This window comes from Mycobacterium gallinarum, assembly GCF_010726765.1.
Taxonomy (GTDB): Bacteria; Actinomycetota; Actinomycetes; order Mycobacteriales; family Mycobacteriaceae; genus Mycobacterium; species Mycobacterium gallinarum.
The window spans coordinates 5,477,456-5,502,318 of sequence record NZ_AP022601.1 but is presented as its reverse complement, the minus strand read 5'-3'; the positions used below and the strand labels follow the sequence as shown (position 1 = coordinate 5,502,318).

The 24,863-nt window shown below is 65.9% G+C and carries 20 protein-coding genes; 3 read left to right on the top strand and 17 right to left on the bottom strand.

Going from position 1 to position 24,863, the window contains the following annotated elements; translation table 11 throughout:
- Positions 1 to 83: 83 nt before the first annotated feature.
- The 5 genes from rpsG to G6N42_RS27160 form a co-directional block, all read right to left on the bottom strand.
- Positions 84 to 554, bottom strand: coding sequence for a 30S ribosomal protein S7 (gene rpsG, locus G6N42_RS27180; protein ID WP_014209180.1), 471 nt, complete (start codon positions 552 to 554; stop codon positions 84 to 86).
- Entirely contained in the window at positions 554 to 928 is a 375-nt protein-coding gene (gene rpsL, locus G6N42_RS27175; RefSeq protein WP_014209181.1) for a 30S ribosomal protein S12, read from the bottom strand. The genes rpsG and rpsL overlap by 1 nt, the downstream gene beginning before the upstream one ends.
- A gap of 322 nt (positions 929 to 1,250) precedes the next feature.
- Positions 1,251 to 1,841: a TetR/AcrR family transcriptional regulator gene (locus tag G6N42_RS27170; protein WP_163735362.1), complete on the bottom strand. Its 591-nt coding sequence runs from the start codon at positions 1,839 to 1,841 to the stop codon at positions 1,251 to 1,253.
- Between the two features lie 103 nt (positions 1,842 to 1,944).
- Complete coding sequence (locus G6N42_RS27165; RefSeq protein WP_163735360.1) at positions 1,945 to 2,490, bottom strand: DUF3558 domain-containing protein; 546 nt, start codon at positions 2,488 to 2,490, stop codon at positions 1,945 to 1,947.
- Positions 2,490 to 3,026 (bottom strand): DUF3558 domain-containing protein, encoded by a 537-nt coding sequence (locus G6N42_RS27160; protein WP_163735355.1) that lies wholly within the window; start codon positions 3,024 to 3,026, stop codon positions 2,490 to 2,492. The genes G6N42_RS27165 and G6N42_RS27160 overlap by 1 nt, the downstream gene beginning before the upstream one ends.
- An 88-nt stretch (positions 3,027 to 3,114) precedes the next feature.
- Here G6N42_RS27160 and G6N42_RS27155 point away from each other — a divergent pair, with 88 nt between their 5' ends.
- The gene (locus G6N42_RS27155) at positions 3,115 to 3,558 is read left to right on the top strand and encodes a DUF3060 domain-containing protein (protein WP_163735348.1); all 444 of its coding nucleotides are present in this window, start codon (positions 3,115 to 3,117) and stop codon (positions 3,556 to 3,558) included.
- The gene (locus tag G6N42_RS27150) at positions 3,555 to 3,956 is read left to right on the top strand and encodes a DUF3060 domain-containing protein (protein ID WP_163735345.1); all 402 of its coding nucleotides are present in this window, start codon (positions 3,555 to 3,557) and stop codon (positions 3,954 to 3,956) included. The genes G6N42_RS27155 and G6N42_RS27150 overlap by 4 nt, the downstream gene beginning before the upstream one ends.
- Positions 3,957 to 3,966: 10 nt before the next feature.
- Here G6N42_RS27150 and G6N42_RS27145 read toward each other — a convergent pair whose 3' ends face one another.
- From G6N42_RS27145 to G6N42_RS27110, 8 genes are all read right to left on the bottom strand, one after another.
- Positions 3,967 to 4,791 carry a crotonase/enoyl-CoA hydratase family protein gene (locus G6N42_RS27145; protein ID WP_434059602.1) on the bottom strand — a complete coding sequence of 275 codons (825 nt, stop codon included), beginning with the start codon at positions 4,789 to 4,791 and terminating at the stop codon, positions 3,967 to 3,969.
- On the bottom strand, positions 4,788 to 5,516 hold the full coding sequence (locus G6N42_RS27140) for a PaaX family transcriptional regulator C-terminal domain-containing protein (protein ID WP_163735342.1): 729 nt from the start codon (positions 5,514 to 5,516) through the stop codon (positions 4,788 to 4,790). Before G6N42_RS27140 ends, G6N42_RS27145 begins: the two co-directional genes overlap by 4 nt.
- A 2-nt stretch (positions 5,517 to 5,518) precedes the next feature.
- Entirely contained in the window at positions 5,519 to 6,457 is a 939-nt protein-coding gene (locus tag G6N42_RS27135) for a crotonase/enoyl-CoA hydratase family protein (protein WP_163735339.1), read from the bottom strand.
- Positions 6,454 to 8,082 (bottom strand): acyl-CoA dehydrogenase family protein, encoded by a 1,629-nt coding sequence (locus tag G6N42_RS27130; protein ID WP_163735336.1) that lies wholly within the window; start codon positions 8,080 to 8,082, stop codon positions 6,454 to 6,456. The genes G6N42_RS27135 and G6N42_RS27130 overlap by 4 nt, the downstream gene beginning before the upstream one ends.
- Positions 8,083 to 8,136: 54 nt before the next feature.
- Positions 8,137 to 8,889 carry an alpha/beta fold hydrolase gene (locus G6N42_RS27125; RefSeq protein ID WP_163735332.1) on the bottom strand — a complete coding sequence of 251 codons (753 nt, stop codon included), beginning with the start codon at positions 8,887 to 8,889 and terminating at the stop codon, positions 8,137 to 8,139.
- Between the two features lie 12 nt (positions 8,890 to 8,901).
- A complete protein-coding gene (locus G6N42_RS27120) occupies positions 8,902 to 10,011 on the bottom strand; it encodes a phosphatase PAP2 family protein (RefSeq protein ID WP_163735329.1) in 1,110 nt (369 codons plus the stop codon).
- A gap of 147 nt (positions 10,012 to 10,158) precedes the next feature.
- The gene (locus tag G6N42_RS27115) at positions 10,159 to 10,911 is read right to left on the bottom strand and encodes a deoxyribonuclease IV (protein WP_163735326.1); all 753 of its coding nucleotides are present in this window, start codon (positions 10,909 to 10,911) and stop codon (positions 10,159 to 10,161) included.
- A gap of 35 nt (positions 10,912 to 10,946) precedes the next feature.
- Positions 10,947 to 12,023 carry a hypothetical protein gene (locus tag G6N42_RS27110; protein WP_163735322.1) on the bottom strand — a complete coding sequence of 359 codons (1,077 nt, stop codon included), beginning with the start codon at positions 12,021 to 12,023 and terminating at the stop codon, positions 10,947 to 10,949.
- A gap of 50 nt (positions 12,024 to 12,073) precedes the next feature.
- Here G6N42_RS27110 and G6N42_RS27105 point away from each other — a divergent pair, with 50 nt between their 5' ends.
- Positions 12,074 to 12,700: a maleylpyruvate isomerase family mycothiol-dependent enzyme gene (locus G6N42_RS27105; protein ID WP_163735319.1), complete on the top strand. Its 627-nt coding sequence runs from the start codon at positions 12,074 to 12,076 to the stop codon at positions 12,698 to 12,700.
- 126 nt (positions 12,701 to 12,826) lie between these two features.
- Here the strand turns inward: G6N42_RS27105 and G6N42_RS27100 are convergent, their stop codons facing one another.
- From G6N42_RS27100 to G6N42_RS27085, 4 genes are all read right to left on the bottom strand, one after another.
- Positions 12,827 to 16,777 (bottom strand): DNA-directed RNA polymerase subunit beta', encoded by a 3,951-nt coding sequence (locus G6N42_RS27100; RefSeq protein ID WP_163735315.1) that lies wholly within the window; start codon positions 16,775 to 16,777, stop codon positions 12,827 to 12,829.
- 41 nt (positions 16,778 to 16,818) lie between these two features.
- Complete coding sequence (rpoB, locus tag G6N42_RS27095) at positions 16,819 to 20,301, bottom strand: DNA-directed RNA polymerase subunit beta (RefSeq protein ID WP_434059601.1); 3,483 nt, start codon at positions 20,299 to 20,301, stop codon at positions 16,819 to 16,821.
- Positions 20,302 to 20,711: 410 nt separating this feature from the next.
- Positions 20,712 to 22,544 (bottom strand): alpha/beta hydrolase, encoded by a 1,833-nt coding sequence (locus G6N42_RS27090; RefSeq protein ID WP_163735309.1) that lies wholly within the window; start codon positions 22,542 to 22,544, stop codon positions 20,712 to 20,714.
- Between the two features lie 111 nt (positions 22,545 to 22,655).
- Positions 22,656 to 24,857 (bottom strand): molybdopterin-dependent oxidoreductase, encoded by a 2,202-nt coding sequence (locus G6N42_RS27085; protein ID WP_163735305.1) that lies wholly within the window; start codon positions 24,855 to 24,857, stop codon positions 22,656 to 22,658.
- Between the last annotated feature and the right edge of the window lie 6 nt (positions 24,858 to 24,863).

The window sequence follows — 24,863 nt, the reverse complement described above, 5'->3', positions numbered from 1 at the left end:
GAAGTCTTCTCTCTCGCTTGTTAGTTGCTGTTTTCACGCCTGCCGCAGCGCTGCCGCGGGCGTCCCGGGATTTGTACTCGGGGTCACCAGCGGTAGTGCGCGAAGGCGCGGTTGGCCTCAGCCATCTTGTGGGTGTCCTCACGTCGCTTGACGGCGGCACCCAGACCATTGCTGGCATCGAGGATCTCGTTCGCCAGGCGCTCGATCATGGTCTTTTCGCGGCGGGCCTTGGAGAAGCTGACCAGCCAGCGCAGAGCCAGCGTGACCGAACGATCCGGTCGGACCTCGACGGGAACCTGGTAGGTGGCGCCACCGACGCGTCGGCTGCGGACCTCGAGGGCCGGCTTGACGTTGTCGAGAGCGCGCTTCAGGGTGACCACCGGATCGGTGCCCGTCTTGTCGCGGGCCTGCTCGAGCGCACCATAAACAATGCGTTCGGCCAGCGATTTCTTCCCGTCCAGCAGAACCTTGTTGACCAACTGGGTGACCAGCTGCGACCCGTAGACCGGATCGTTGACCAACGGACGCTTGGGTGCAGGCCCCTTGCGCGGCATTAGCTCTTCTCCTTCTTGGCGCCGTAGCGGCTGCGCGCTTGCTTGCGGTTCTTCACGCCCTGGGTGTCGAGCGAGCCGCGGATGATCTTGTAGCGCACACCCGGCAGGTCCTTCACACGACCGCCACGCACGAGCACCATCGAGTGCTCCTGCAGGTTGTGGCCTTCACCGGGGATGTAGGCGGTGACCTCAACCGCGCTCGTCAGCTTGACGCGCGCCACCTTCCGAAGCGCCGAGTTCGGCTTCTTCGGGGTGGTGGTGTACACGCGGGTGCACACGCCGCGGCGCTGCGGGCTGCCCTTGAGGGCCGCGGTCTTGACCTTGGCGATCTTGTCGCGGCGACCCTTGCGGACCAGCTGCTGAATGGTTGGCATCTACCGGCTTTCTGTGTTGCTTGTGTATCTCTGGGTCGAGCTCTAAGTCTTGCAAAGTCCCTGTACTGCAGTTATGTCCCGTTCACGTACCCCGCGATCGGGTGTGTCGCATGCGCCCGCCGCGAGGATTTCCTCTAGGCTTCGTGGACACGCGAATTGGCCCGGCGTGCAGGCATGCTTGCTGACTTTTCCCGAAGGCCCGGTCCGCAATGCGCCTTATCTGCCAGGCACGATCGTCCACAATACCAGGGCGGCGCGTACCGTCCAAACCTGCTCCGAGCCGCCTAACCGCAGGTCAGCGCTAGCGGTCACGCATATGCGGTCAGCGCCGCTCCATTCCGGACGCCAGGCGCACGACCATGTCGCTGTACACCGCGTCCGCGTCGATGCCGTTCATCGCGCCCGTCATCTCCAGGAGCACGAAACCGTGCATTGCCGACCAGAATTCCAGCGCGGCGTAGAACGCGTTCTCACCGTCGAGTCCGTAGGAGCCCAGAACCGAGATCACCGGCGCGGCGGCGGCGCGGGTCGCCTCGGTGAACTCCGGGTCGTCACCGCCGAGCGGCATCCGCGTGAACGCCGAATACCGCCCCGGATGATGGTGGGCATAGCTGCGGTAAGCCGACGCCATCGCCGTCACCGCGTCGTCTCGGGTGCGCCCCTGGCCGACGGTGTTGAGCATCCCGATGATGTCCCCCACCACCCGCATTCGCACTGTTCGGCGCAGGTCTTCGAGGCTGTGCACGTGGTTGTAGAGCGACGGCCCCTTGGTGCCGAGCTGGGTCGCCAACGCGTTGATCGTGAGTGCGTCCCAGCCCTCGCGGTCCAGGAACGTCAGGGCGGCGTTGACGATGGAGTCGCGACTCAACCTCGCCGGGCGCCGGCCGGAGGTACTCGTCGGCTGGGCTGCCATGTGCGTCGCCTCCTCCGGTGTGAATTTTCGCGCTTCGGACCGGGCAAAACTAACACCTCTAGTTTGTCCTGGTCAGTTCCCTGTCCGTGGGAGCCCGTTGACGTCAGTTGACCCGATCCTGACTCAGCTGAGCGAGCTGTTCGGTGACGGCACACAGATCGGGCAGCATCGCTGGGTTCAACGTCTGGATCGACCAAGTGATGACATCGCCACCTTTGGCCACGTAGATGCTGCAGGCGTTGCCGTCGTAGGCCTTGAAGCCCTTGTTGCCGTCCAGCGACAGTTCGGTCAGCGTGCGTCCGGCCGTTTGTTCCAGCGACCGCTCGGTGTCCATATCGCTGCCGCGGTACCACCACGTCGAGATCCCCATGCCCGCGCCGACGGTGCCGAAGACCGAATTCTCCTGCCAGAAGCAGCCGGCGTCACTGACGACGGACTTGGTGAACTTGCCCTGCCCGACGGCGGCTGTGATGTCGGCGTCGGTGACGCCGTTGCAGTCGCCGCTGCGAAAGCCCGCGCCGGGGGCGCCCGCGGCCGGGGCCGACGGCGCCGCACTCCGCTCCGACGAGTCCGACGGGCCGCAGCCGGACAATGCCATCGCCACCGCGATCGCCGCCACCGCCCACCGAACCGCTTGCCTCGCAGTCATCACATATCCGATCGCAGGGTCGCCGAGAGCAACTTCTCGGCATCCGGGCACGGATCGGACCCACGGGTGTCGCCGCGGAACTGCACCCACCAGCTCAACACCCCGGTGCCTGCCGCGGCCGTGGCCGAGCACGCCGCACCGGTGGTGTTGCGCGTTGCCAGGAAGGCCTCGTGCCGTTCGATGTCTGCATCGGTGATCGTCGCGCCCCGTTCCGTGGCCAGCTCCCGCTCACGCTCGAGGCTGCCGGATTCGAACCAGGAAAACGTCACGTCGATCGTCATGTCGCCGCGCGCCAGCACGTACTGACACACCGCACCGCTGTAGGGACGAACCACATGATCCGCGGCCAGCGCTTCTTGAACGGTGCCGTCGAGCAACAGTCCGCAGCGGTCGTCGGCATAGCCATAGCTACGGGTGGGATCGGGTACGGCGGGATACGCCCGTAGCGCGGTACCGCCGACGGTCGAAGAACATCCCACAACGATCGCCGCCACTGTGACCGCCGTGACAGCAACCTGATTGACACGCCAACGCATCGCACATGACACGCTACCCAGCGACGTCGCGGTTGGCGACTTGGACGAACCTTGCCTGGACCTGGACTCCAGCCCGTAGTCTCTCCACATGATCTGGAGTCTTGTGGTCCGGGCCGTGCCGGCATGTCTCATTGCCCTGCCCGTAGCGATGACTGTCGGAGTTCCCGGCGCGAACGCTCAACCGCCCGGCGTCTGCAATCCATACCTGCGTCAGTGCGCAGGCAACGTCGTCGTAGGTGACGACGTCCAGGGCGACACCCACATCATTGGTAGCGGCAACAAACAGACGATCGACTGCAACAACCGCACCCTGCTGGTGAACGGCGGCGGCAACGAGATCACCGCGCTGGGCACCTGCTGGGCGGTGACCGTGCAGGGCAACGGGAACCTCATCGTCGCTGACAACATCATCAACGACGTGACGGTCTACGGCTGGGATCAGACCGTTCTGTACAAGAACGGCGCACCGAAAATCTGGGATCGCGGCCGCGAATTGGGCATGACGAACAACGTGAACAGGTTGGTCGGATGAGGCGCGCATCGGCCCTGGCCGTCGCCGTTGTTGCGACCGCCGTGGTGCTCGCGGGCTGCGGCTCGGAGAGCTCGGACACCACGACACCGTCGGCGACCGCCGGCAGTTCCGGTGCACAGGTCGAGGTCGGCAACACCATCAACTACGGGTCGTTCGGCACCACCGCCGACATCGACTGCGCAGATGGCAAGTCGCTCAACATCGGTGGTTCGAACAACACATTGACCGTCAAGGGCACTTGCGCCAACGTGAACATCGGCGGCGCCGACAACAAGGTCACCTTCGACCGCATCGACAAAGAGATCAGCGTCGTCGGCCTGAACAACACCGTGACCTACAAGGACGGCGAGCCGAAGATCAACGACACCGGGTCGAACAACAAGATCGGCAAGGGGTAGCGCTCTCCCGCTAGGCGCTCGCGCCGTGCCTGCCCGCTCCCGCCGCGAATCGTGCGGCGCCCTCCAGTGATTCGGCGGCCACCTTCGACATGCTGCCGAACTCGAAGTCCATCGCGTCGGCTTCCGCCTCGCCCCACTGATGGAGCATCGACAGGCGATCCGCGCGCATGCACTGCTGAGGTAGTGCGGCGAGTTCGGCCGCGAGCTCCTCGGCCCGTTGGCGCGCTTCGCCTTTCGGCACGACGCGGTTCGCCAGGCCAATGGCGAAGGCCTCGTCGGCGGCGACCGCGCGTCCGGTGAGTATGAGATCCATGGCCCGGCTGTGACCGACAATCCGCGGCAGTCGCACGGTGCCGCCGTCGATCAGTGGCACACCCCAGCGGCGGCAGAAGACACCCATGATGGCGTCCTGTTCGACCACTCGCATGTCGCACCACAGCGCCAGTTCCAGACCACCCGCGACGGCGTGGCCACTGACCGCGGCAATCACGGGCTTTGAAAGCACCATCCGACTCGGCCCCATCGGCCCGGGGCCGCTGCGGTGCACGGGGTTGGCGTCCGGGGTTCCGAAAGCCTTGAGATCGGCTCCGGCACAAAATGTTCCGTTGTCACCCCAGAGCACCGCGACGGCGGCTGAGTCGTCCTTGTCGAATTCGTCGAATGCGGCATACAGTCCGGCGGCCGCAGGCCCGTTGACCGCGTTGCGCGCCGCCGGCCGATTCATGATCACCGTCGTCACCGGACCGTTCTTCTCGACCCGCACGCCACCTAATCCCCCGGTCGTCCCCTGCCCTTCGGGCGTGGGCCCACCGCTCCTGCCCGCCGGACCGCTCATGTCGCCTCCATCAGTTCGTTGTCGCGCCGCGAAATCAGTTCCGCGGCGAATTCGTGGTACGCGTCACGCAAGGCCGCGCCCGGCCACCCATCGGGCAGCAGCTCGGGCGGCAGTACCGGATCGGTGAGCAAGTGCCGGACTATGGCCGCCGCGGCGACGAAACGGCCGGGAACATCAGCGGCCGCGCCCATTTCGTCAAGCAACTCGTGGCCAACCCGTGCCCACCCGGGCAGATCCCACAGCCGGGTGGCGAGTTCGACGGGGTGGTCGTCGCGGCAGCGCAGCTCCCTCCCCTTTTGTCGGACCTCGTCCGGAAGGACAGTGTCGAGGTTGTCGGGTCGCAACCACACTCCCTCGCGAAGCTCTCCGAACCTGTTGTGCTGCAGGGTGGTTCGCAGCGCAGCCCGAGTCCGGGCATCGGTGCCGACACTGGTGATCACCAGGGTCGTCCAGGTGCCGTCCCACGTTCGCAGCGCTGGGTTGATCGCGTCGTCTTGGCGACGCTGCCTGACCAGCAGCCGGTCGGACAGCCGGTAACCGTCTTCGGATCGCACCAGGTCACCGGCGCTCACCATCCTGGTCAGCGCCACCCGCACGGTGGGCTCTTTGATATCGAAATCGGCGGTGAGCCTGATGAGTTCACTCGCGGTGGCCCACGCCGGATGCGCCCCGAGGAGCACGCTCAGCACGACCGAGCGAGCCGTCATCCGCGAGGGCAGTGGCATGGTCAGACCCCGGACGCCTTCCGGCCATGGTCGCCGAACGGCTCGTCGCGCTGGCGCACCGCCTCCCGGAAACCGTGTTCGCGGGACTGAGCGACGAACGCATGCCCCTCCGGGGTGTGCCGCGCGATGCCGTCGAAGATCGTCGACACCATCGCGCTGTTCGCGGTGCCCTGGTTGAGCAACGCGGAGTTCATCGCGAGCTTCACCATGATCAGCTGGTTGATCGGGACTGCGGCGATACGTTCGACCAGCCGCTCCGTGCGTTCGTCGAGATCCTCCGGTGCGGGTGCCTCGACCGCGAGTCCCCATTCGGCGGCTTGGGCTCCGGTGATGGAATCACCGGTCAGCAGAAGGCGTTTGGCGCGCTGATCGCCGAGGCGGTGGGCCCACATGCCGGCGGCGGGGACACCCCAGACCCGGGTGGGCGGATAACCGATCTTGGCATCCGCGGCTGCGATCACCTGATCGGCGTGCAGCGCGATGTCGGTGCCGCCCGCGACGCAGTAACCGTGGATCTTGGCGACCGTCGGCTTGTCCGCGTGCAGCAGGCTGGAGAAGCCGCGAACGAAGCGGCTCATCATCTGGTAGTCGATCATCGGATCCCACGGCTGATCGGGCAGATGATTGACGGCCTGCGTCTTACCCGACAGCACGGTGTCTTTGTAGGGACTGCCGCCACCCGCCGACGAGGAACCCTCGGCGTATGCGGACAGATCGAAACCGGCGCAAAACCCTTCGCCGCGACCGGAAACCAGGATCACGTGCACGTTGGGGTCGAGGTCAGCGCGTTCGACGAGGGCGGACAGCTCCAGCGGTGTGTCCGCAACGATCGCGTTGCCCTTCTCGGGCCGGTTGAACGTGATGCGGGCAACCCGATCGGTGACCTCATAGGTCATCGTCTTCAGGTTGTCGAAATCCACCGGCCGAATCGCGTGTGTCATCCCTTCACCAAAGCACGCTCGAGGATCGGCGCGAGATCCAGTCCGGTGGGCATGGTCCCGAAGGCGCCGCCCCACTGCCCGCCGAGCCGCGTCGCCAGGAATGCCTCGGCGACGGCGGGATGACCGTGGCGCACCAGCAGCGCTCCCTGCAGCGCCAGGCTGATGTCCTCGGCGACCTTGCGGGCGCGGTACTGGATGGTCTCGAGATCCCCCAGCTGGGGCCGTAGCCGGTCGACGTGGGCATCCAGGCGTGGATCCTGGCCCGCCGTGCGGGACAGCTCGTCGAACAGCACCTCGACGCACTCCGGTCGGGTTGCCATGGCGCGCAACGTGTCCAGCGCGCTGACGTTGCCCGACCCCTCCCAGATTCCCATCAGCGGGGCTTCGCGGTACAGCCTGGGCATCCCGGACTCCTCGACGTAGCCGTTGCCGCCAAGGCATTCCATCGCTTCGGCGGCGTGCGGAGTGGCCCGCTTGCACACCCAGTACTTGCCCGCCGCCAGGCCGATGCGGCGCAGCAGCGTCTCCCGCTCGTCACCGCGCACCGCGGCATCGGTGGCACCGGCCATGCGCATCGCAAGGATGGTCGCCGCCTCGGCCTCGACCGCAAGGTCGGCCAGCACGTTGCGCATCAGCGGCTGGTCGATCAGGTACTCGCCGAACGCCTTTCGGTGCTGGGCATGGTGTATTGCGCGGGCCAGGCCACTGCGCATACTCGTCGCGCTGCCCAGTGTGCAGTCCAGCCGGGTGAGGTTCACCATCTCGATGATGGTGGGCACGCCGCGGCCTTCCTCGCCGACGAGCCATGCGGTGGCGCCGTCGTATTCGACTTCACTGGAGGCGTTTGCGTGGTTGCCGAGCTTGTCCTTGAGGCGCTGCAGCAACATCCGGTTGCGGCTGCCGTCGGGCAGAATGCGCGGCAGGAAGAAGCAGGACAGACCCTTCGGCGCTTGCGCGAGAACGAGGAAGACGTCGCACATCGGCGCCGAGGTGAACCACTTGTGGCCCGTCAGGCTGTAGCTTCCGTCGGCGTTCCGGGTTGCCTGCGTAGTGCCCGCGCGCACATCGGAACCGCCCTGCTTCTCGGTCATCGACATGCCTGCGGTGATACCGGCTTTCGTCGTCGGCACCTTCAGCTCGGGGTCGTAATGGCGGCTGGTCAGCAGCGGCTCGTAGAGCTTGGCGAGTTCGGCGTTGTTGCGCAGCGCGGGCACGACGGCGTACGTCATCGAGATCGGGCAGATGTGGCCGGGTTCGGGCGTCCACACCGACGTCTTGGCGGCGCGCACGACGTGGGCACCGGCGCGGTCGTCGGCCCAGGGCGCGGCATGCAGACCGTGGCCGATCGCCGTCGTCATCAGCTCGTGGTAGGCGGGGTCGTACTCGACCTCGTCGATCCGGTGGCCGAACCGGTCGTGCGTGCGCAGGATCGGCTGGTTGCGGTCCGCGAGCTCACCGGCGCGCTGCGCCTGCTTCGAACCCGAGAGCGCACCGAGATCGGTCACCTCGTCGAGGCCCCACTCGCCCCCCTCGCGGATCAGCGCCTCGGTGAGCACCGGGGAGGTGGCCGGGTTGTAGTCCTCCAGCGGCGGAACCTGATTGGTGACGACGTGCGTGTCTGACATGCCGCCAATATTACACTTTTTCGACAGTCGAACAAGAGTCGTAATATCTGCTGTTCAGCGATTGAGGCGCGATGCGACAACCTTGAGCGCCTGCTCGGCGGACGAGAAGAACGACCCGATGTGCCCCTGACCGGCGATCACGTCGACGCTCGCATGAAGAGCCTCTGCGTCAGCACGCACGTGCGGCACGATCCAGTCCTCGGATCCCACGTAATACGTGGCAGGGCAGCCAAACGTCACGGGGTTGATGTACCGCGTGGGACGCAGAGAGCCCTCGATCGCGGCCGCCACCGCGTACGGGTCGTTGCCTGCCTCGAACATCTTCTGGAGGCCGAGATCGGTGACACCGAGCGCGCGCCACAAGGCCGACCAATCGCCGCGCCGCAAGAAATTCGCCAGCGGGCGCAACAGCCTGTCGGCTTCCTCTTCGTGGGCATGCATCGCGTAGGCGGCGACCACAACGTGGTTCACCCGGTCGGGGTGGCGGCTGGCGAGGTTGCAGGCCAGCCATCCGCCGCGCGAATACCCCCAGGCGGTGACGCGGTCGATCCCCTCGGCATCGAGAACCGCGACAAGGTCGGCCGTCACCCCCGCGGCGTCGTAGGCGTCCGCGTCGTGCGGGGTGTCGCTGGCCCCATGCCCGAGCGGATCGACATTGATGACACGCCATTCCCGCGCGAGAGCCGCCGCGTATCCGAAGTCGCGCCAGTGCCGTGCCGCGCACAACGTCCCGGCGATCAGCAGCAGAGGGGGTCCGTCGCCGTCCACGGTGTAGTCGATCCGGAAGCCGCGCGACTCGACAGCCATGCACGGATCAGATCACGGATCGGGCACCGGGCTCGAAAGATTCTCCTCAGCCGGCCGTCGGCGCGCCCGCCGCGCCTCGTGGCGGTTGAGCAGAAGGATAATCACCACGGCCAGCACCCAGCCCAGCAGGATGTCGATCACGTAGTGCTCGGCGGTGTACACCAGCGTGAACGCCATGATCAGCGGATAGATCACCAGCACCGGCCGCCACCCGCGGTGCACCCGGTTCCACAGGAACATCGCCACCGCCGCGGTCATGCCCGCGTGCAGGGACGGAATGGCCGCGACGAGGTTGACGCTGGCCTGACCTTGGTCGAGCAGCGCCGTCGCTGAATGCAGGTTCAGGTTGCCCCAACCCCGGCCGACGATCCTTTCGATCCAGTTGTTCGCGCCATCCTGCGTGGACTGCATTGCCCCGAGCACACCACCGTCGGGCACACCGCGCGCCGATCTGAACATGCACCGCGGGTTGGCGGGGCCGCCGGTGACGTCGGCCGCGGTGCAGCGGGCGGCTGCCCACGGCGGTGCGGCCGGCAGCGTCGCGTAAATCGCCAGCCCAACGACATTGAGCCCGACGAACAGCTTGACGAATGACTTCCATTCCTCGCGATCCCGCAGCCAGAGCACCGCGGCGACCACGTAGGGAAGGATGAAGAAGGACATGTAGACGCTGCTGATTACCACTTCCCACCAGGGCGGCTCGGGGAGCTTCAGCTGCTCCTGCAGCCACACCGTCGGCATCGTCCCGGCGAACAGCCAGCGGTCGACGTCGGCGGGCCATTCCCATAGCGTCGGCCGGCCGATCATGTCGGCCGCTCCCCTGCTCAGGTCGTAGGCGATGAGCACCAAGGCGAACGGCAGCCAGTCCCGGATGATGTAGAGCATGCGGCGGCCCTGACCGATGCTGGCGGCGGCCAGGCCCGTGCACACGTAAAGCAGCACCAGTTCGCGGTTGAACGCGAAGCCGTCGGTTGCGGTGCGATAGATGACGGCCGCCGCCCAGATCGCGACGGCGACCCAGCGCGTGATCCGCAGCCATCGGGATCGATCCGGCCCCGGAGTGGGCTCGATCGTGTCCAAGGCGCGCGGCGGCGCAATTGACGACTCGTCAATGGCGGACACAAACAGCCCCTCGCATGCCGGTCGGCGATCGGTACCGCCTGTTTCGTCGAGAGCCTAGTTAACCGGCCGTCCACCCGAAATTTGAATCACGTTTTCGTTATGCCACCGTGGCGCCCGGACCACTCCCGTTGGGCCTTACGGCGCTGGTCAGCCCAGGTGTTCGCGCAGGAACGCGATGTCGTCCTTGCGCCCCGCGTCGGCAGTCTCACAGATGACCGGGGCGTCGGCGGCGCCGACCACCGCGACAAGCAACTGCGGGTCGATCTGACCGGTGCCGAAATTGGCGTGCCGGTCGGCGCCCGACCCTGCGGCGTCACGGGAGTCGTTGCAATGCACCAGGTCGATGCGGCCGGTGAGCGCCTTGATGCGGGCGACGGCGTCGATCAGCTCTTCACCCGCCGCCCAGGCGTGGCAGGTGTCCAGACAGAACCCGATGCCGGTATCGCCGATGCGGTCCCACAGCCGCCCGATGACGTCGAAGTGCCGGGCCATCGCGTGCTCACCCCCCGCGGTGTTCTCCAGGTAGACCGGCACATCGGTCTCGAGGTAGTCCAGCGCCTTGACCCAGCGTTCGAAGCCGGCCTCGTAGTCTTTGTCGTCGGCGTGGCCACCGTGCACGATCACCGCCGTCGCATTGATCTCCGATGCGGCATCGCAGGTGTCCTGCAGGATCTTGCGCGACGGGATGCGCACCCGGTTGTTGGCCGAAGCCACGTTGATCAAGTACGGCGCGTGGACGTACAGCGGCATGCTGGCCGCCTTGAGCACGTCGGCGTCCTCACGGGGTTTGGGCTTCTTCCAGCTCTGCGGATTGCCGAGGAAGAACTGCACCACGTCGGCACCGTCGGCCGCCGCGTCGGCCAGGGGGTCGTCTCCGTGAACATGCGAACCAATAAGCACGCCACGAGTTTAGGCGCGTGGGCCGACAGCGCGACTCACCCCCACGTCTGGCGGATCGCTTGCCGATCGACCGCCTGCGCCAACCGCCTGAGCCGCTCGCGCGCACCCCACCAATTGATCAACAACCAGATCGCCAAGAGCTCGCACAGCGAGGCGATCACCCAGTGATATCCATTTCTGCCGGTCACAATCGCCGCAATCCCGAGCACGATGAGGAAGGCGGCGAGTACCGCCCTGACCCAGTTCTCCCTGCGTGAACTCGTGAGCCGCCTGCGCCACAATTCAGGCTCGATGGCGGCGGGCATCTCGCTGGTCCTCAGCGTCCGGTGGTATTCGACGTACTGGTCGTACGACGCGAAATTGCGGCGCAGGTCGCGATCCTCGCCGAGCAGTGCCCACGCCAGGCCGACCAGCGCCGCGACACCGGCGGCGATCGGAAGGGGCATGATCCACGGCCCGCCGAAGACGAGGGTGCCGAGGTCAACGATCAGCATCACCAGAAACGCCCCGGCGAACCACATGAGAAAGCCCGAGGTCAGTCGGCCGGCCGGCGAGGACTCGAACACGCCCTCCGTCATCAACGTCCTGGGGGCGGCTGGGGCCGGTGGGGTGGTCGGCTCGCCGCGGCGTTCGATGGCGGCGCTCAGTTGTTTGATCCCCGCGCCCCGACGCACCACCACGACGACGCCCCATCCCAAAGTCAGGGCGAACAGCGCGACGGGAAGCCAGCGGTACGGCGACTCGCTGCCCATGCCGGTGAACAAGCCGAGCACCACGAATGGCAGGACGCACAGCGCCGCCGCGCCGTTGGCCATCTCGCTGCCGTGCAGCCAGCGCGCCCACTCGTCGACGTCGGCGCCCTTGGGGAGCTTGCCGGTCCGAAGCGCGCGGCGGTACTCCGTGATGCACTCGACGGTGCCGAACTTGCTGTGGATGCGGTGATCCGCGACCGCGGTGACGACCGATCCCAAGACGCACGCCACACCGACGGGCACGGACATCCGAACGCTGTCAGCCGGGAGGAGACGCAGGATGAGGCCGAAGTAAGCGAGCCAGCCGACGCCGATGGCCGCGGCGCGCGCAATCAGCGGCAGCCGGAACCAAGTCGTCATCCATCGAGTGTGGCCGATGAGTTCCGTCCGCGCCCCTGGTCTACCCGGCTATGCGCAATGACGTCTGGCCGCTGGTGCATGCCGAACGTGCGGCCATGATCGACGGTCTCGCTCGCCTCGACGACACCGCGTGGGAGCAGCCCTCCCTCTGCGCCGGGTGGACGGTGCACGACGTGGCGGCCCATCTGGTTGACGTCGCGCGCTCGACCCGGCTCGGCTTCGCCGTCGACATGGTTCGCGCGGGGTTCGACTTCGACCGGCAGAACACCCGCGGCATCCAGCGCGCACGCGGCGGTACACCCGCGGAGACATTGCAGCGGTTGCGCGCGGTGGCGACGCGGACGTCGATCCCGATCGCGCCGCTGGACACCCGGCTCGTCGAAGAGGTCGTGCACGGCGAGGACATCCGTCGGCCGCTGGGCATCACCCACACCTATGCGCAGGACGCGGTTGTCCGGTCGCTGCGCCAACAGGTCCGTACCTCAACGGCTTTCGGTGGCGCCAAAGAACTCGTCGCCGGTGTGCGGCTGGTCGCGACAGATGCGGATGTCATCATCGGCGACGGTCCCGAGGTGGCCGGATCCGCGCTGGCGCTCCTGCTGACGGTCTCCGGGAGACGAGTGGCTGCGCGCGAGCTCGACGGTCCGGGTATCGCGACCATCACTTCAGCGTCATAAGAACACCGCGTCGAGTGTGGGCTTGTGTCACGCGAAATGGGCGCAAACCGTGCGGGTAACCCACGTTCGCGCGGAGGAGTCGCACAAAAAAGCCCCCGCACATGGCGGGGGCTTTTCCGTAGTGACTTAGCGGTAGTCGCTGTACCCGTAGTCGTCCAACGGCACTGCGGCACCGGTCGCCTGACCGAAGTCCGGGCTGTAGTACTGATCCTCGTAGGACGGGATCGTGTACGCCGCGGCCCGAGCTTCCTCGGTCGGCTGCACCTGGATGTTGCGGTACCGGTTGATGCCGGTACCGGCCGGGATCAGCTTGCCGATGATCACGTTTTCCTTCAGACCCTGCAGCTTGTCGCTGCGGCAGTTGATCGCCGCATCGGTGAGCACGCGCGTGGTCTCCTGGAACGACGCCGCCGACAGCCACGAATCCGTGGCCAGCGATGCCTTCGTGATACCCATCAGCACCGGACGACCCGCCGCGGGCTCGCCGCCCTCGGCGACGACCCGACGGTTCTCGGTCTCGAACTCGCCACGCTCGGTCAGCGAGCCGGGCAGGAACTCCGTCGCACCCGAATCGATGATCGTGACGCGACGCAGCATCTGCCGGACGATGACCTCGATGTGCTTGTCGTGGATCGACACGCCCTGAGCGCGGTAGACCTCCTGGACCTCCTTGACGAGGTGGATCTGCACCTCGCGGGGGCCCTGGACACGAAGCACCTCGTGCGGGTCAGCGGAGCCTTCCATCAGCTGCTGGCCCACCTCGACGTGGTCGCCGTCGGACAGCAACCGCTCGGTGCCGTCGTCGTGCTTGAAGACCTTCAGGCGCTGACGACGAGACAGCTTGTCGTACACCACTTCCTCGCCACCGTCATCCGGGATGATGGTGATCTTGTAGAAGCGCTCGCCCTCTTCGAGTTGCACGCGCCCGGTGACGTCGGCAATAGGCGCCTTGTCACGCGGGATGCGGGCCTCGAACAGCTCCTGCACACGAGGCAGACCACCGACGATGTCGCTGCCGCCGGAGACGCCGCCCTGGTGGAACGTACGCATGGTCAGCTGCGTTCCGGGCTCACCGATGGACTGAGCGGCCACGATGCCGACCGCCTCGCCGATGTCGACCAGCTTGCCCGTCGCCATCGAGCGGCCGTAGCACATCGCACACACGCCGGTGCCCGTCGCACAGGTCAGCACGGAGCGGACCTTCACCTCGGTGACACCCGCGGCCAGCAGAGCCTCGATCGCCGGGTCGCCCAGGTCGTGACCGCGCTCGACGATCACGTTGCCCTTGGCGTCGACGGCGTCGGTGGCCAGCGTCCGCGCGTAGGCGGACGTCTCGATGTGCTGATCGCGGACCAGCGTCTTGTCCTGCATCTCGGCCAGCGTGATGTTGACGCCACGCTCGGTCTCGCAGTCCGTCTCGCGAACGATGACGTCCTGCGACACGTCGACCAGACGACGGGTCAGGTAACCCGAGTCGGCGGTACGAAGAGCGGTGTCCGCCAGACCCTTTCGGGCGCCGTGGGTGTTGATGAAGTACTCCAGCACCGTCAGGCCCTCACGGAACGAGGACTTGATCGGCCGCGGGATGAACTCACCCTTCGGGTTGGTCACCAGACCCTTCATGCCCGCAAGCGTGCGGGTCTGGGTCAGGTTGCCCGTGGCGCCGGACTTCACGATCGTGATGATCGGGTTGTCCTCGGGGTAGTAGGCCTCCAGAGCCTTACCGACCTCTTCGGTGGCGTCCTGCCAGATCTTCACCAACGCTTCGTTGCGCTCGTCGTGGTTGAGCGCGCCGCGCTGGTACTGCTTCTCGATCCGGTCGGCCTCGAGCTCGTGACGCTCCAGGATCTCCTGCTTCTGCGGCGGCACCAGCACGTCGGCCATTGACACGGTGACACCCGAACGGGTGGCCCAGTAGAAGCCGGCGTCCTTGAGCTTGTCCACCGTCTGCGCGACGACGATCATCGGGTAGCGCTCGGCCAGATCGTTGACGATCCGCGCCTGCACCTTCTTGTGCATCTGCTCGTTGACGAACGGATACGCAGTCGGGAGCAATTCGTTGAACAGCACCCGGCCCAGCGTGGTGTCGGCCGTCCAGGCGTCGCCCGGCTTCCAGCCGTCCTCGAAGAGTTCGGCTTCGATATCGGCCGGCGGACGCAGCTGGGTCAGCCGCACGCGGATGTTGGCCCGGACCGACAGTGAGCCGCGGTCCATCGCCATGATGGCCTCGGCCGGTGAGCTGTACACACCGAACTCGGCCTTGTCCTTGGCCGACGACTGATGCTCGCCGGTGTCGCCCTCGATCATGGTGGTCAGGAAGTACAGACCCGTCACCATGTCCAGTCGCGGCATGGCCAGGGGGCGGCCCGACGCCGGCGACAGGATGTTGTTCGACGACAGCATCAGGATGCGCGCCTCGGCTTGCGCCTCCGCGGACAGCGGAAGGTGCACGGCCATCTGGTCACCGTCGAAGTCTGCGTTGAACGCCTCACACACCAGCGGGTGCAGCTGAATTGCCTTGCCCTCCACCAGCTGCGGCTCGAAAGCCTGGATGCCGAGACGGTGCAGCGTCGGTGCGCGGTTCAGCAGCACCGGGTGCTCACCGATGACCTCTTCGAGGACATCCCACACCTGGGGACGCTGACGCTCGACCATGCGCTTGGCGCTCTTGATGTTCTGCGCGTGGTTCAGGTCGACCAGACGCTTCATCACGAACGGCTTGAACAGCTCGAGTGCCATCAGCTTCGGCAGACCACACTGGTGCAGCTTCAGCTGCGGGCCCACCACGATGACCGAACGGCCCGAGTAGTCGACGCGCTTGCCGAGCAGGTTCTGACGGAACCGGCCCTGCTTGCCCTTGAGCAGATCGGACAGCGACTTGAGCGGACGGTTGCCCGGTCCGGTGACCGGACGGCCGCGGCGGCCGTTGTCGAACAGCGCGTCCACCGACTCCTGAAGCATGCGCTTCTCGTTGTTGACGATGATCTCGGGTGCGCCGAGATCGATGAGTCGCTTCAACCGGTTGTTGCGGTTGATGACGCGGCGGTACAGGTCGTTGAGGTCCGACGTCGCGAAGCGGCCACCGTCGAGCTGCACCATGGGGCGCAGCTCCGGCGGGATCACCGGAACCGCGTCGAGCACCATGCCCAGCGGCGAGTTGCTGTTGGACTGGAACGCCGCGACGACCTTGAGACGCTTCAGCGCGCGAAGCTTCTTCTGGCCCTTGCCACTACGGATGACCTCGCGCAGCTCCTCGGCCTCGGCGTCGATGTCGAAGGTCTCGATGAGCTTCTTGATCGCCTCCGCGCCCATGGCGCCGGTGAAGTACTCGCCGTAGCGATCGATGAGCTCGCGGTAGAGCACCTCGTCGACGATGAGCTGCTTGGGAGCCAGCTTGGTGAAGGTGGTCCAGATCTCGTCGAGCCGGTCCAGCTCACGCTGGGCGCGGTCACGGAGCTGACGCATTTCGCGCTCGCCACCGTCACGCACCTTGCGCTTGACGTCGGACTTGGCGCCCTCGTCCTCGAGCTCCTTCATGTCGGCCTCGAGCTTCTGCGCCCGGGCCTCCAGGTCGGCGTCGCGCTGATCCTCGACGGCCTTCTTCTCGACGACCATCTCGGCCTCGAGCGTGGACAGCTCGTTGTGCCGCATCTCGTCGTCGACGGCCGTGATCACGTAGGCCGCGAAGTAGATGATCTTCTCGAGATCCTTGGGCGCCAGGTCGAGCAGGTACCCGAGCCGGCTCGGCACACCCTTGAAGTACCAGATGTGCGTGACGGGCGCGGCCAGCTCGATGTGGCCCATCCGCTCACGGCGCACCTTGGCGCGAGTGACCTCGACGCCGCAGCGCTCGCAGATGATGCCCTTGAAGCGGACACGCTTGTACTTGCCGCAGTAGCACTCCCAGTCGCGAGTCGGTCCGAAGATCTTCTCGCAGAACAGGCCGTCCTTCTCTGGCTTGAGCGTGCGGTAGTTGATGGTCTCCGGCTTTTTGACCTCGCCGAAGGACCAGTTACGGATGTCGTCCGCGGTGGCAAGACCGATGCGGAGTTCATCGAAGAAGTTGACGTCTAGCACGTAACTCCCTTTCCCCTTGCGGGATTTGTAGCCAATAACACTTAGGCGAGATCTTCTACGGACGCGGATTCGTTGCGCGACAGGTTGATTCCCAGGTTCGCAGCTGCGCGCTCCAGGTCCTCGTCGTCACCGTCACGCATCTCGATCGCCGCACCGTCAGAAGACAACACCTCGACGTTGAGGCACAGCGACTGCAGTTCCTTGAGAAGCACCTTGAACGACTCGGGGATGCCCGGCTCGGGGATGTTCTCGCCCTTGACGATCGCCTCGTAGACCTTGACGCGGCCGACGGTGTCGTCGGACTTGATCGTCAAGAGCTCCTGCAGCGTGTACGCCGCGCCGTAGGCCTGCATGGCCCAGCACTCCATCTCGCCGAACCGCTGACCACCGAACTGCGCCTTACCGCCCAGCGGCTGCTGGGTGATCATCGAGTACGGACCGGTGGAGCGGGCGTGGATCTTGTCGTCCACCAAGTGGTGCAGCTTCAGGATGTACATGTAGCCGACCGTCACCGGGTACGGGAACGGTTCACCACTGCGGCCGTCGAACAACTCGGCCTTGCCGTCCTGATCGACGAGTGTGACGCCGTCGCGGTTGGGCAGCGTCGAGCTCAGCAGACCCTGCAGCTCGTCCTCCCGCGCACCGTCGAAGACCGGCGTCGAGACGATGCTTCCCGGCTCGGCCTCCAGCATCTCCTCTGGCAGGTTGGCCGCCCAGTCCGGCGATCCGTCGATCTTCCAGCCGGCCTTGGCCACCCACCCGAGGTGGGTTTCCAGGATCTGGCCGATGTTCATCCGTCGCGGCACACCGTGCGTGTTCAGGATGATGTCGACGGGCGTGCCGTCGGGCAGGAAGGGCATGTCCTCGACGGGCAGGATCTTGCCGATGACGCCCTTGTTGCCGTGGCGTCCGGCCAGCTTGTCGCCGTCGGAGATCTTGCGCTTCTGCGCGACGTAGACGCGGACCAGTTCGTTGACACCGGCGGGCAGCTCGTCGTCATCCTCGCGTGAGAACACGCGGATGCCGATGACCTTGCCGGACTCGCCGTGCGGCACCTTGAGCGACGTGTCGCGGACCTCGCGAGCCTTCTCACCGAAGATCGCGCGCAGCAGTCGCTCTTCCGGGGTCAGCTCGGTCTCGCCCTTCGGGGTGACCTTGCCGACCAGGATGTCGCCGTCGCGGACCTCGGCGCCGATGCGGACGATGCCGCGCTCGTCGAGGTCTGCCAGCACCTCATCGGAGACGTTCGGGATGTCCCGGGTGATCTCCTCGGCGCCCAGCTTGGTGTCGCGGGCATCGATCTCGTGCTCCTCGATGTGGATCGAGGTGAGCACGTCCTCCTCAACCAGGCGGTTGGAGAGGATGATCGCGTCCTCGTAGTTGTGGCCTTCCCACGGCATGATCGCCACGAGCAGGTTCTTGCCGAGCGCCATCTCGCCGTTCTCGGTGCACGGACCGTCGGCGACCACCTGGCCGGCTTCCACTCGGTCGCCGGCGTCGACGATCGGGCGCTGGTTGGCGCAGGTGCCGTGGTTGGAGCGGGCGAACTTGCGCATCCGGTAGGTGTGCCGGGTGCCGTCGTCGGCCATCACGGTGATGTAGTCGGCGGAGACCTCTTCTACCACGCCTGCCTTGTCCGAGACGACGACGTCACCGGCGTCGATCGCGGCACGCAGCTCCATACCCGTGCCGACCAGCGGTGCCTCGCTGCGCACCAGCGGAACCGCCTGGCGCTGCATGTTGGCACCCATGAGGGCGCGGTTGGCGTCGTCGTGCTCGAGGAACGGGATCATGGCCGTCGCGACCGACACCATCTGGCGCGGTGAGACGTCCATGTAGTCGACCTCGGTCGCCGACACGAACTCGACCTCGCCACCCTTCCGGCGAACCAGGATGCGGTCTTCGATGAACCGTCCGTTGTCGTCGATGGGCGAGTTGGCCTGCGCCACGACGTGGCGGTCCTCCTCGTCGGCGGTCAGGTACTCGATGTCATCGGAGACGACACCATCGTTGACCTTGCGGTACGGCGTCTCGATGAAGCCGAACGGGTTCACCCGCGCATACACCGACAGCGAGCCGATCAGACCGATGTTCGGCCCTTCCGGCGTCTCGATCGGACACATGCGGCCGTAGTGGCTCGAGTGCACGTCGCGAACCTCGAGGCCGGCGCGCTCACGGGACAGACCGCCGGGGCCCAAAGCGGACAGACGCCTCTTGTGGGTAAGCCCGGAAAGCGGGTTGTTCTGGTCCATGAACTGGGAGAGCTGGCTGGTGCCGAAGAACTCCTTGATCGCCGCCACGACGGGACGGATGTTGATCAGGGTCTGCGGCGTGATCGCCTCGACGTCCTGAGTCGTCATCCGCTCGCGAACCACGCGCTCCATGCGGGACAGGCCCACGCGGATCTGGTTCTGGATCAGCTCGCCGACGGTACGCAGGCGACGGTTGCCGAAGTGGTCGATGTCGTCGACCTCGACCGGCACCTCGGAGCCGCCGGGCGCCGTCATCGTCTGATCGCCCTGATGCAGGCGGACCAGGTACTCGATGGTGGCGACGACGTCCTCTTCGGTCAGCGTCGAGCTGGTGATCGGCTGGCCGACATTGAGGCCCAGCTTCTTGTTCACCTTGTAGCGGCCGACGCGGGCCAGGTCGTAACGCTTCTCCTTGAAGAACAGGTTCTCCAGCAGGGTCTGCGCGGACTCCTTGGTCGGCGGCTCGCCCGGGCGCAGCTTGCGGTAGATGTCCAACAGGGCCTCGTCGGTGCCCGCGGTGTTGTCCTTCTCCAGCGTGCCCATCATGATCTCGGAGAAGCCGAAGCGCTCCACGATCTGCTCGTTGGTCCAGCCGAGCGCCTTGAGCAGCACGGTGACCGGCTGACGGCGCTTGCGGTCGATGCGCACACCGACGGTGTCGCGCTTGTCGACATCGAACTCGAGCCAGGCGCCACGGCCCGGGATCACCTTGACGCTGTGCAGCGTCTTCTCGGTGGACTTGTCGATGCTCTCGTCGAAGTACACACCCGGCGACCGGACGAGCTGGGACACCACGACACGCTCGGTGCCGTTGATGATGAAGGTGCCCTTTTCGGTCATCATCGGGAAGTCACCCATGAAGACCGTCTGGCTCTTGATCTCACCGGTGTTGTTGTTGATGAACTCGGCCGTGACGAACAGCGGGGCCGCGTACGTCATGTCCTTGTCTTTGCACTCGTCGACCGGCGCCTTGACTTCGTCGAAGCGCGGGTCCGAGAAGGACAGCGACATGGAGCCCGAGAAGTCCTCGATCGGCGAGAGCTCGGTGAGCACCTCTTCGAGGCCACCGACCGGATCGACGGCGTCGCCGCGGAGCTTGGCGTTTTCCTTCCAACGCTCCGAGCCGATCAGCCACTCGAAAGAATCGGTCTGTACGTCAAGTAGCCCCGGAACCTCGAGCGGTTCACGGAGCTTTGCAAAGGAAATTCTGTTTGGTGCTCCTGGTACGGAGTTGGTTTCTACTGCTGACTTGGATTGGCGGGACCCTGCCAAGATGCATCCTTCCAGCACCTCATGCGACTGTCCGGAGGGCCTCAAAGGGGCTTGAGCGCCGCTTCCTTCGTAATCGCGATATCTGCGTCGGTTCGGCTGGCTTTCTCAAGCCCAAAGCCACCGGACGCACGACACACGACTAAGTCACTGAGCGGACTCAGGCTAGGAGGCGTCAAGAGCCAGGTTTAGGAGGGCAGGATGCAGCCAGCGCAACGTCCAACAGTACCGCAGGACGGCGTATTCCTCAACATCTGCATGCAAAAGCCACTGGGCGCTGGCTGGCGTCCTGAACCCTCACACACATTCTGCCCAACAGATTGACCCCTCGGAGCGTTTCCGTCAAGAGATAACGCGGTGTTTGGTGTGGAGTTTTGCGTTGAGACGCAGTTTGCGGCGCATCGAAATCAACCTCAGGCGGCGACGGATCCCGCGCAGCCGGCGGCCGTCGAGGTCGGCTCGCGCAGGCATCCCGGCTGGAGAGTGAAGAGACCACCGCTCATCGCCATCAACGGCTCGAGGAAGTTGAGCAGGTACGGCCTACGCAGCGAATTCGGCAGGTCGACGAGGGTGGCCTGGCCCGCCGGCGTGTCGATCGTGCGGGTTTCACCGCTGTCGAGGTAGATGCCTTCGGCCCGATCGCCGTCGAACATGTCGTTGACCCACCCGACCATCAAAATCTCGGCCGCCGAGACGTTCTGCGGCGTCGAGAAGCCCGCCACGAGTTGCTGCGAGAATTGGATGAGGAAGTTGCCGCCCCGCATCGTGTCGACGTGGGAGCCGCCGGCCAACGTCACGCCGTAGAACGGGGCGTCGGGTCGCGCCGCAATCAACGCATCGGTGCCGCTGCCGAACATGTTCCACATGTACTTCGGCGCAGCCAGCTGATAGATCGGGATGCCCGAGTCGACCTTCTGGAGGTCGCTGACCATCTGGCCGTTCAACCCCACGCCGTCCAACAGCACCACGCCGGCCAATCGATCATCGATTTCGGCATCGGTCATGTAGCCGGCGATACCGGACACCGCGCCGCCGCCGAGCGAATGGCCCATCAGGACCACCTTCTTCCACTTGAGCTCCCCCTCGTAAGGGGTCGCCCCAAGACTCTCCTCGAGCGCCGTGTTGTTCGGATCGAACAGGCCGGCCATGGCCTGGTGCATGGGCGCCCCGCCGAGCCAGCACTGGTCGTACGCCAGGAAGTTCGACGTGATCGACGGTGCGACGACGATGCTGTTCGTCTGTTCTGCCAGCGTCGCGGCGGTGTAGCTGTACCACGGACCGGCGGCCAGGAACCCGTGCTGCAGGTAGATGATTCGGTCCGGATCGGGGTTCTCCGGGATGTACCAGTCGACGGGGACTTCCTCCCCTTCGCCGGGTGCGCATCCGCAGTCGATCCGCAGCCTCGAGCTGTACACCGTCACGGTGCTGTTGGGCGGAAGAACCGGCGGGCCGCCGATCAACCGTGTGACGAACCCGTACAGACCGAAGACGATCGTGCCGATCACGTCCAACACGATGTTCAGCGGTCTCGCGGCGGCGATGGAGTTGATCTCCGCGGCGGCAGGGGCCGAGAACGCCACCGGAGCGAACTCGGGGATCTCCGTCTGCTTGGTCAGTTCTTCGAACTCGGTTGTCAACGGGACAAGTGCGTGTTCCTCGCCCGACTGGGATTTGGTACCGAACAAGGCGTTTCTCTCGACATCGTCGAGTTCGGAGTTCAACGAGACGTCAAGATCGTCGACCAACGTCTGGTCCAGGCTCGCCGATTGTGATTCGTCTTGGCCGTCGTTCGAACGCCCGGCGTCGCCGAGATCGGGCTGCTCGACGGTGTCGACGATTTCGCCGGCGTCTCCGTCTGCGTCAGGGATGCTCTCGTCGATCAGCTCGTCGCCCTTGGGTTCCTCGTCTTTGAGTTCGTCGTCCTTGAGTTCGTCGTCCTTGAGTTCTTCCGTGAGGTCGTCCGTGATGTTGTCGTCGGTGTCAACGTCGCCGACGTTGGGCTGCTGGCCCGCAGGGACGTCGCCTTTCTGGTCCCCGTCGTCCTTCAGACCGCTCCCCGGGGTCACTCCCGCGCCCGGGTCGTTCTTGTTTCCGCCAGGATCCGATGATTCTGAAGTCTTCGTGCCGCCGCCGTCTGCGGAGTCGCCTTCGGTTGCCGTTGCCACACCCGCCCCAGCCAGCAACGCCGCTGAAATACCTGCGGTGACGACACCCGTGCCCAACCACACCCAGAACCGGTCGACCATGACTTCTCCTGTTCGCTGATCGCGTGAAAGATAGCGCGCATAGTCAGCTTGCACGGCAGATTCCACGATCCCGTCAATATATAGGTGTTTGCTCTGCTGCTGAAAATCGTGCTACGAGGAGGCCCGCTCGACGCGGATCGGCACGCCGGTCAGGCGTGCCATTCCGGCCAGCGCCTCGATGTCCTCGGGGTTGCTGGACATCAGTTCGTTGACGTTCGCTCCGCCGGCACGGTTGGCCAACCGCCAACCGGCGGTGCCCTTGTGTCCCCACCCGTGCGGCACCGCCACGACCCCGGCGACGATGTCCTTGGTGACGATGACGGGCAACTCGATCTCGCCGTGCTGCGACGCGATGCGCACGACGTCGCCGTCGGCGATGTCGGCCGCCGCCGCGTCGTCGACGTGAATGCGGGCATGCTGGATTCGTTCGCCGCGCATCAGCAGCGGGGCGTTGTGCAGCCACGAGTTCTCGGAGCGGGCCTCCCGCATTCCGATCAGCCGCATCGGATAAGCCTCGGGTGCTTCGCGGCGCGCTAGCTTGGCGACCTCGGCGGCGATCTCGTCGTGCCGCAGCCTCACCCGTCTGCCGCGGTACACGACGGTGTCCCCGAGCACGCCCTCACGCAGGTTCGGCGCCAGCACGAAGCCGTGGGGATGTTCTGCGGTCAGCCGGGCGAAGGACAGTCCACCGCGTCGCAGCCCGAACCGGTCACCGGCCTCCCCCAGCCGGATGACGGCGTCGACCAGCGCGCGCGGAGTCAGTCGAACCCCGAACAGCGACAACATCTTTCGAGTAGCGGCCAGCATCGCAAACCCGGCCGTTCGGCGCCCTAGCCGCGAAGAGAGATCGTCGATGATCTCCCACTCTGGGCGCGCCTGGCCCATCGGGGCGATCACGGGCTCGGTGGCCTGACGGAACGGTGTCGGCTGCAACGTCTGGAACGGCAGCGGAAAGTCGTCGCGCTCGTACATCGACGCGGCGGGCAGCACGTAGTCGCAGTGCGCGAGCGTCTCGTTGACGTACAGATCGATGCCCACCATCAGGTCCAGGGACTCCAGCGCTGCTTCCAACTCGTCGCCGTTGGGCACCGATAGCACCGGGTTGCCCGCGCTGACGAGCAACGCCTTCACCTGACCGCGTCCCGGCGTGGTGATCTCCTTGGCCATCACCCCGGCGGGCTCTGATCCGAGCACCGAGGGGAATCCGCCGATGCGCGAGCGCCTGCGGGAGTAGACCGTGCGCAACAGCGCACCGCCCGCCATGCCCAGCCACCGCTCGCCGGGCAGCCCGATGCGGCCGAACATGCTACCGCCCGCGACGTCGAGATTGCCCGCCACCAAGTTGACCGCATCGAGCAAATACGTTGTGAGCGTGCCGTTTTCGCCGATGCTTGTGCCGACCCGTCCGTACACCGCAGCGCGTTCGGTGCGGACCAGGTCGCGGGCCAGCGTCCGCACGGTATCGGGGTCGATGCCGGTGCGCACCGCGGTCGCCTCCGGGCTGAACGGCAGGGCGAGCTGCTCGAGCCAGCCGTCGCCGTCGGCTTGGCGGGCCAGCCGGGTCCGGTCTACGAGGTTCTCGCCGTACATAACCTGCAGCAGTGACAGCAGCAGGTACGCGTCGCCGTCGGGAATGATGCCCAGCCATTCGAACTGTGCCGCGGTCTCGGTCTTGCGTGGGTCGACGACGAGGACGCGGCCGCCGCGCTTGACGATGTCGTGCATGCGGTCCTTGATCCGCGGCAGGGTGAGCACACTGCCGTGGGACACAACGGGATTGGCGCCGATCACGACGAGCAGATCGGCGCGAAGGACGTCGGGCACCGGCAGCGCCAGCGGCGTGCCGTACAGCAGCTGGCTCGCCACGAACCGGTTGTTGACGTCCTGGCTGCCCGCGGTGAACACGTGCATTTTCGGACCGAATCCGAACATGAGGCTGGCCAGGCCCAACGTGTGGCTGTAGCTGAACGCGCCCGGGTTGCCGTAGTACCAGCCGACGGCGCCGGATCCGTGCCTGCGATGAATGTCGGTCAGCCGGGCGGCGATGTCGGACATCGCCTCGTCCCAGCTGACGGGTTCCCATCCGCCGCTGCCCGTGCGACGCAGCGGTTCGGTGACTCGGTCGGAATCGTTGACGATCTCGGTGAACGCGACACCCTTCTGGCACGCGAAACCCGCCGAAACCGGATGGTCCTTGTCGGGACGCAACGCGGTGAGGCGGCCATCCTCGACGGTCGCGATCATGCCGCACAGCGGCTCGCAGATCCGGCAGAACGTGACTTTTTGAACGTGAGCCTTTCGCTCGACGTCCACCGTTTG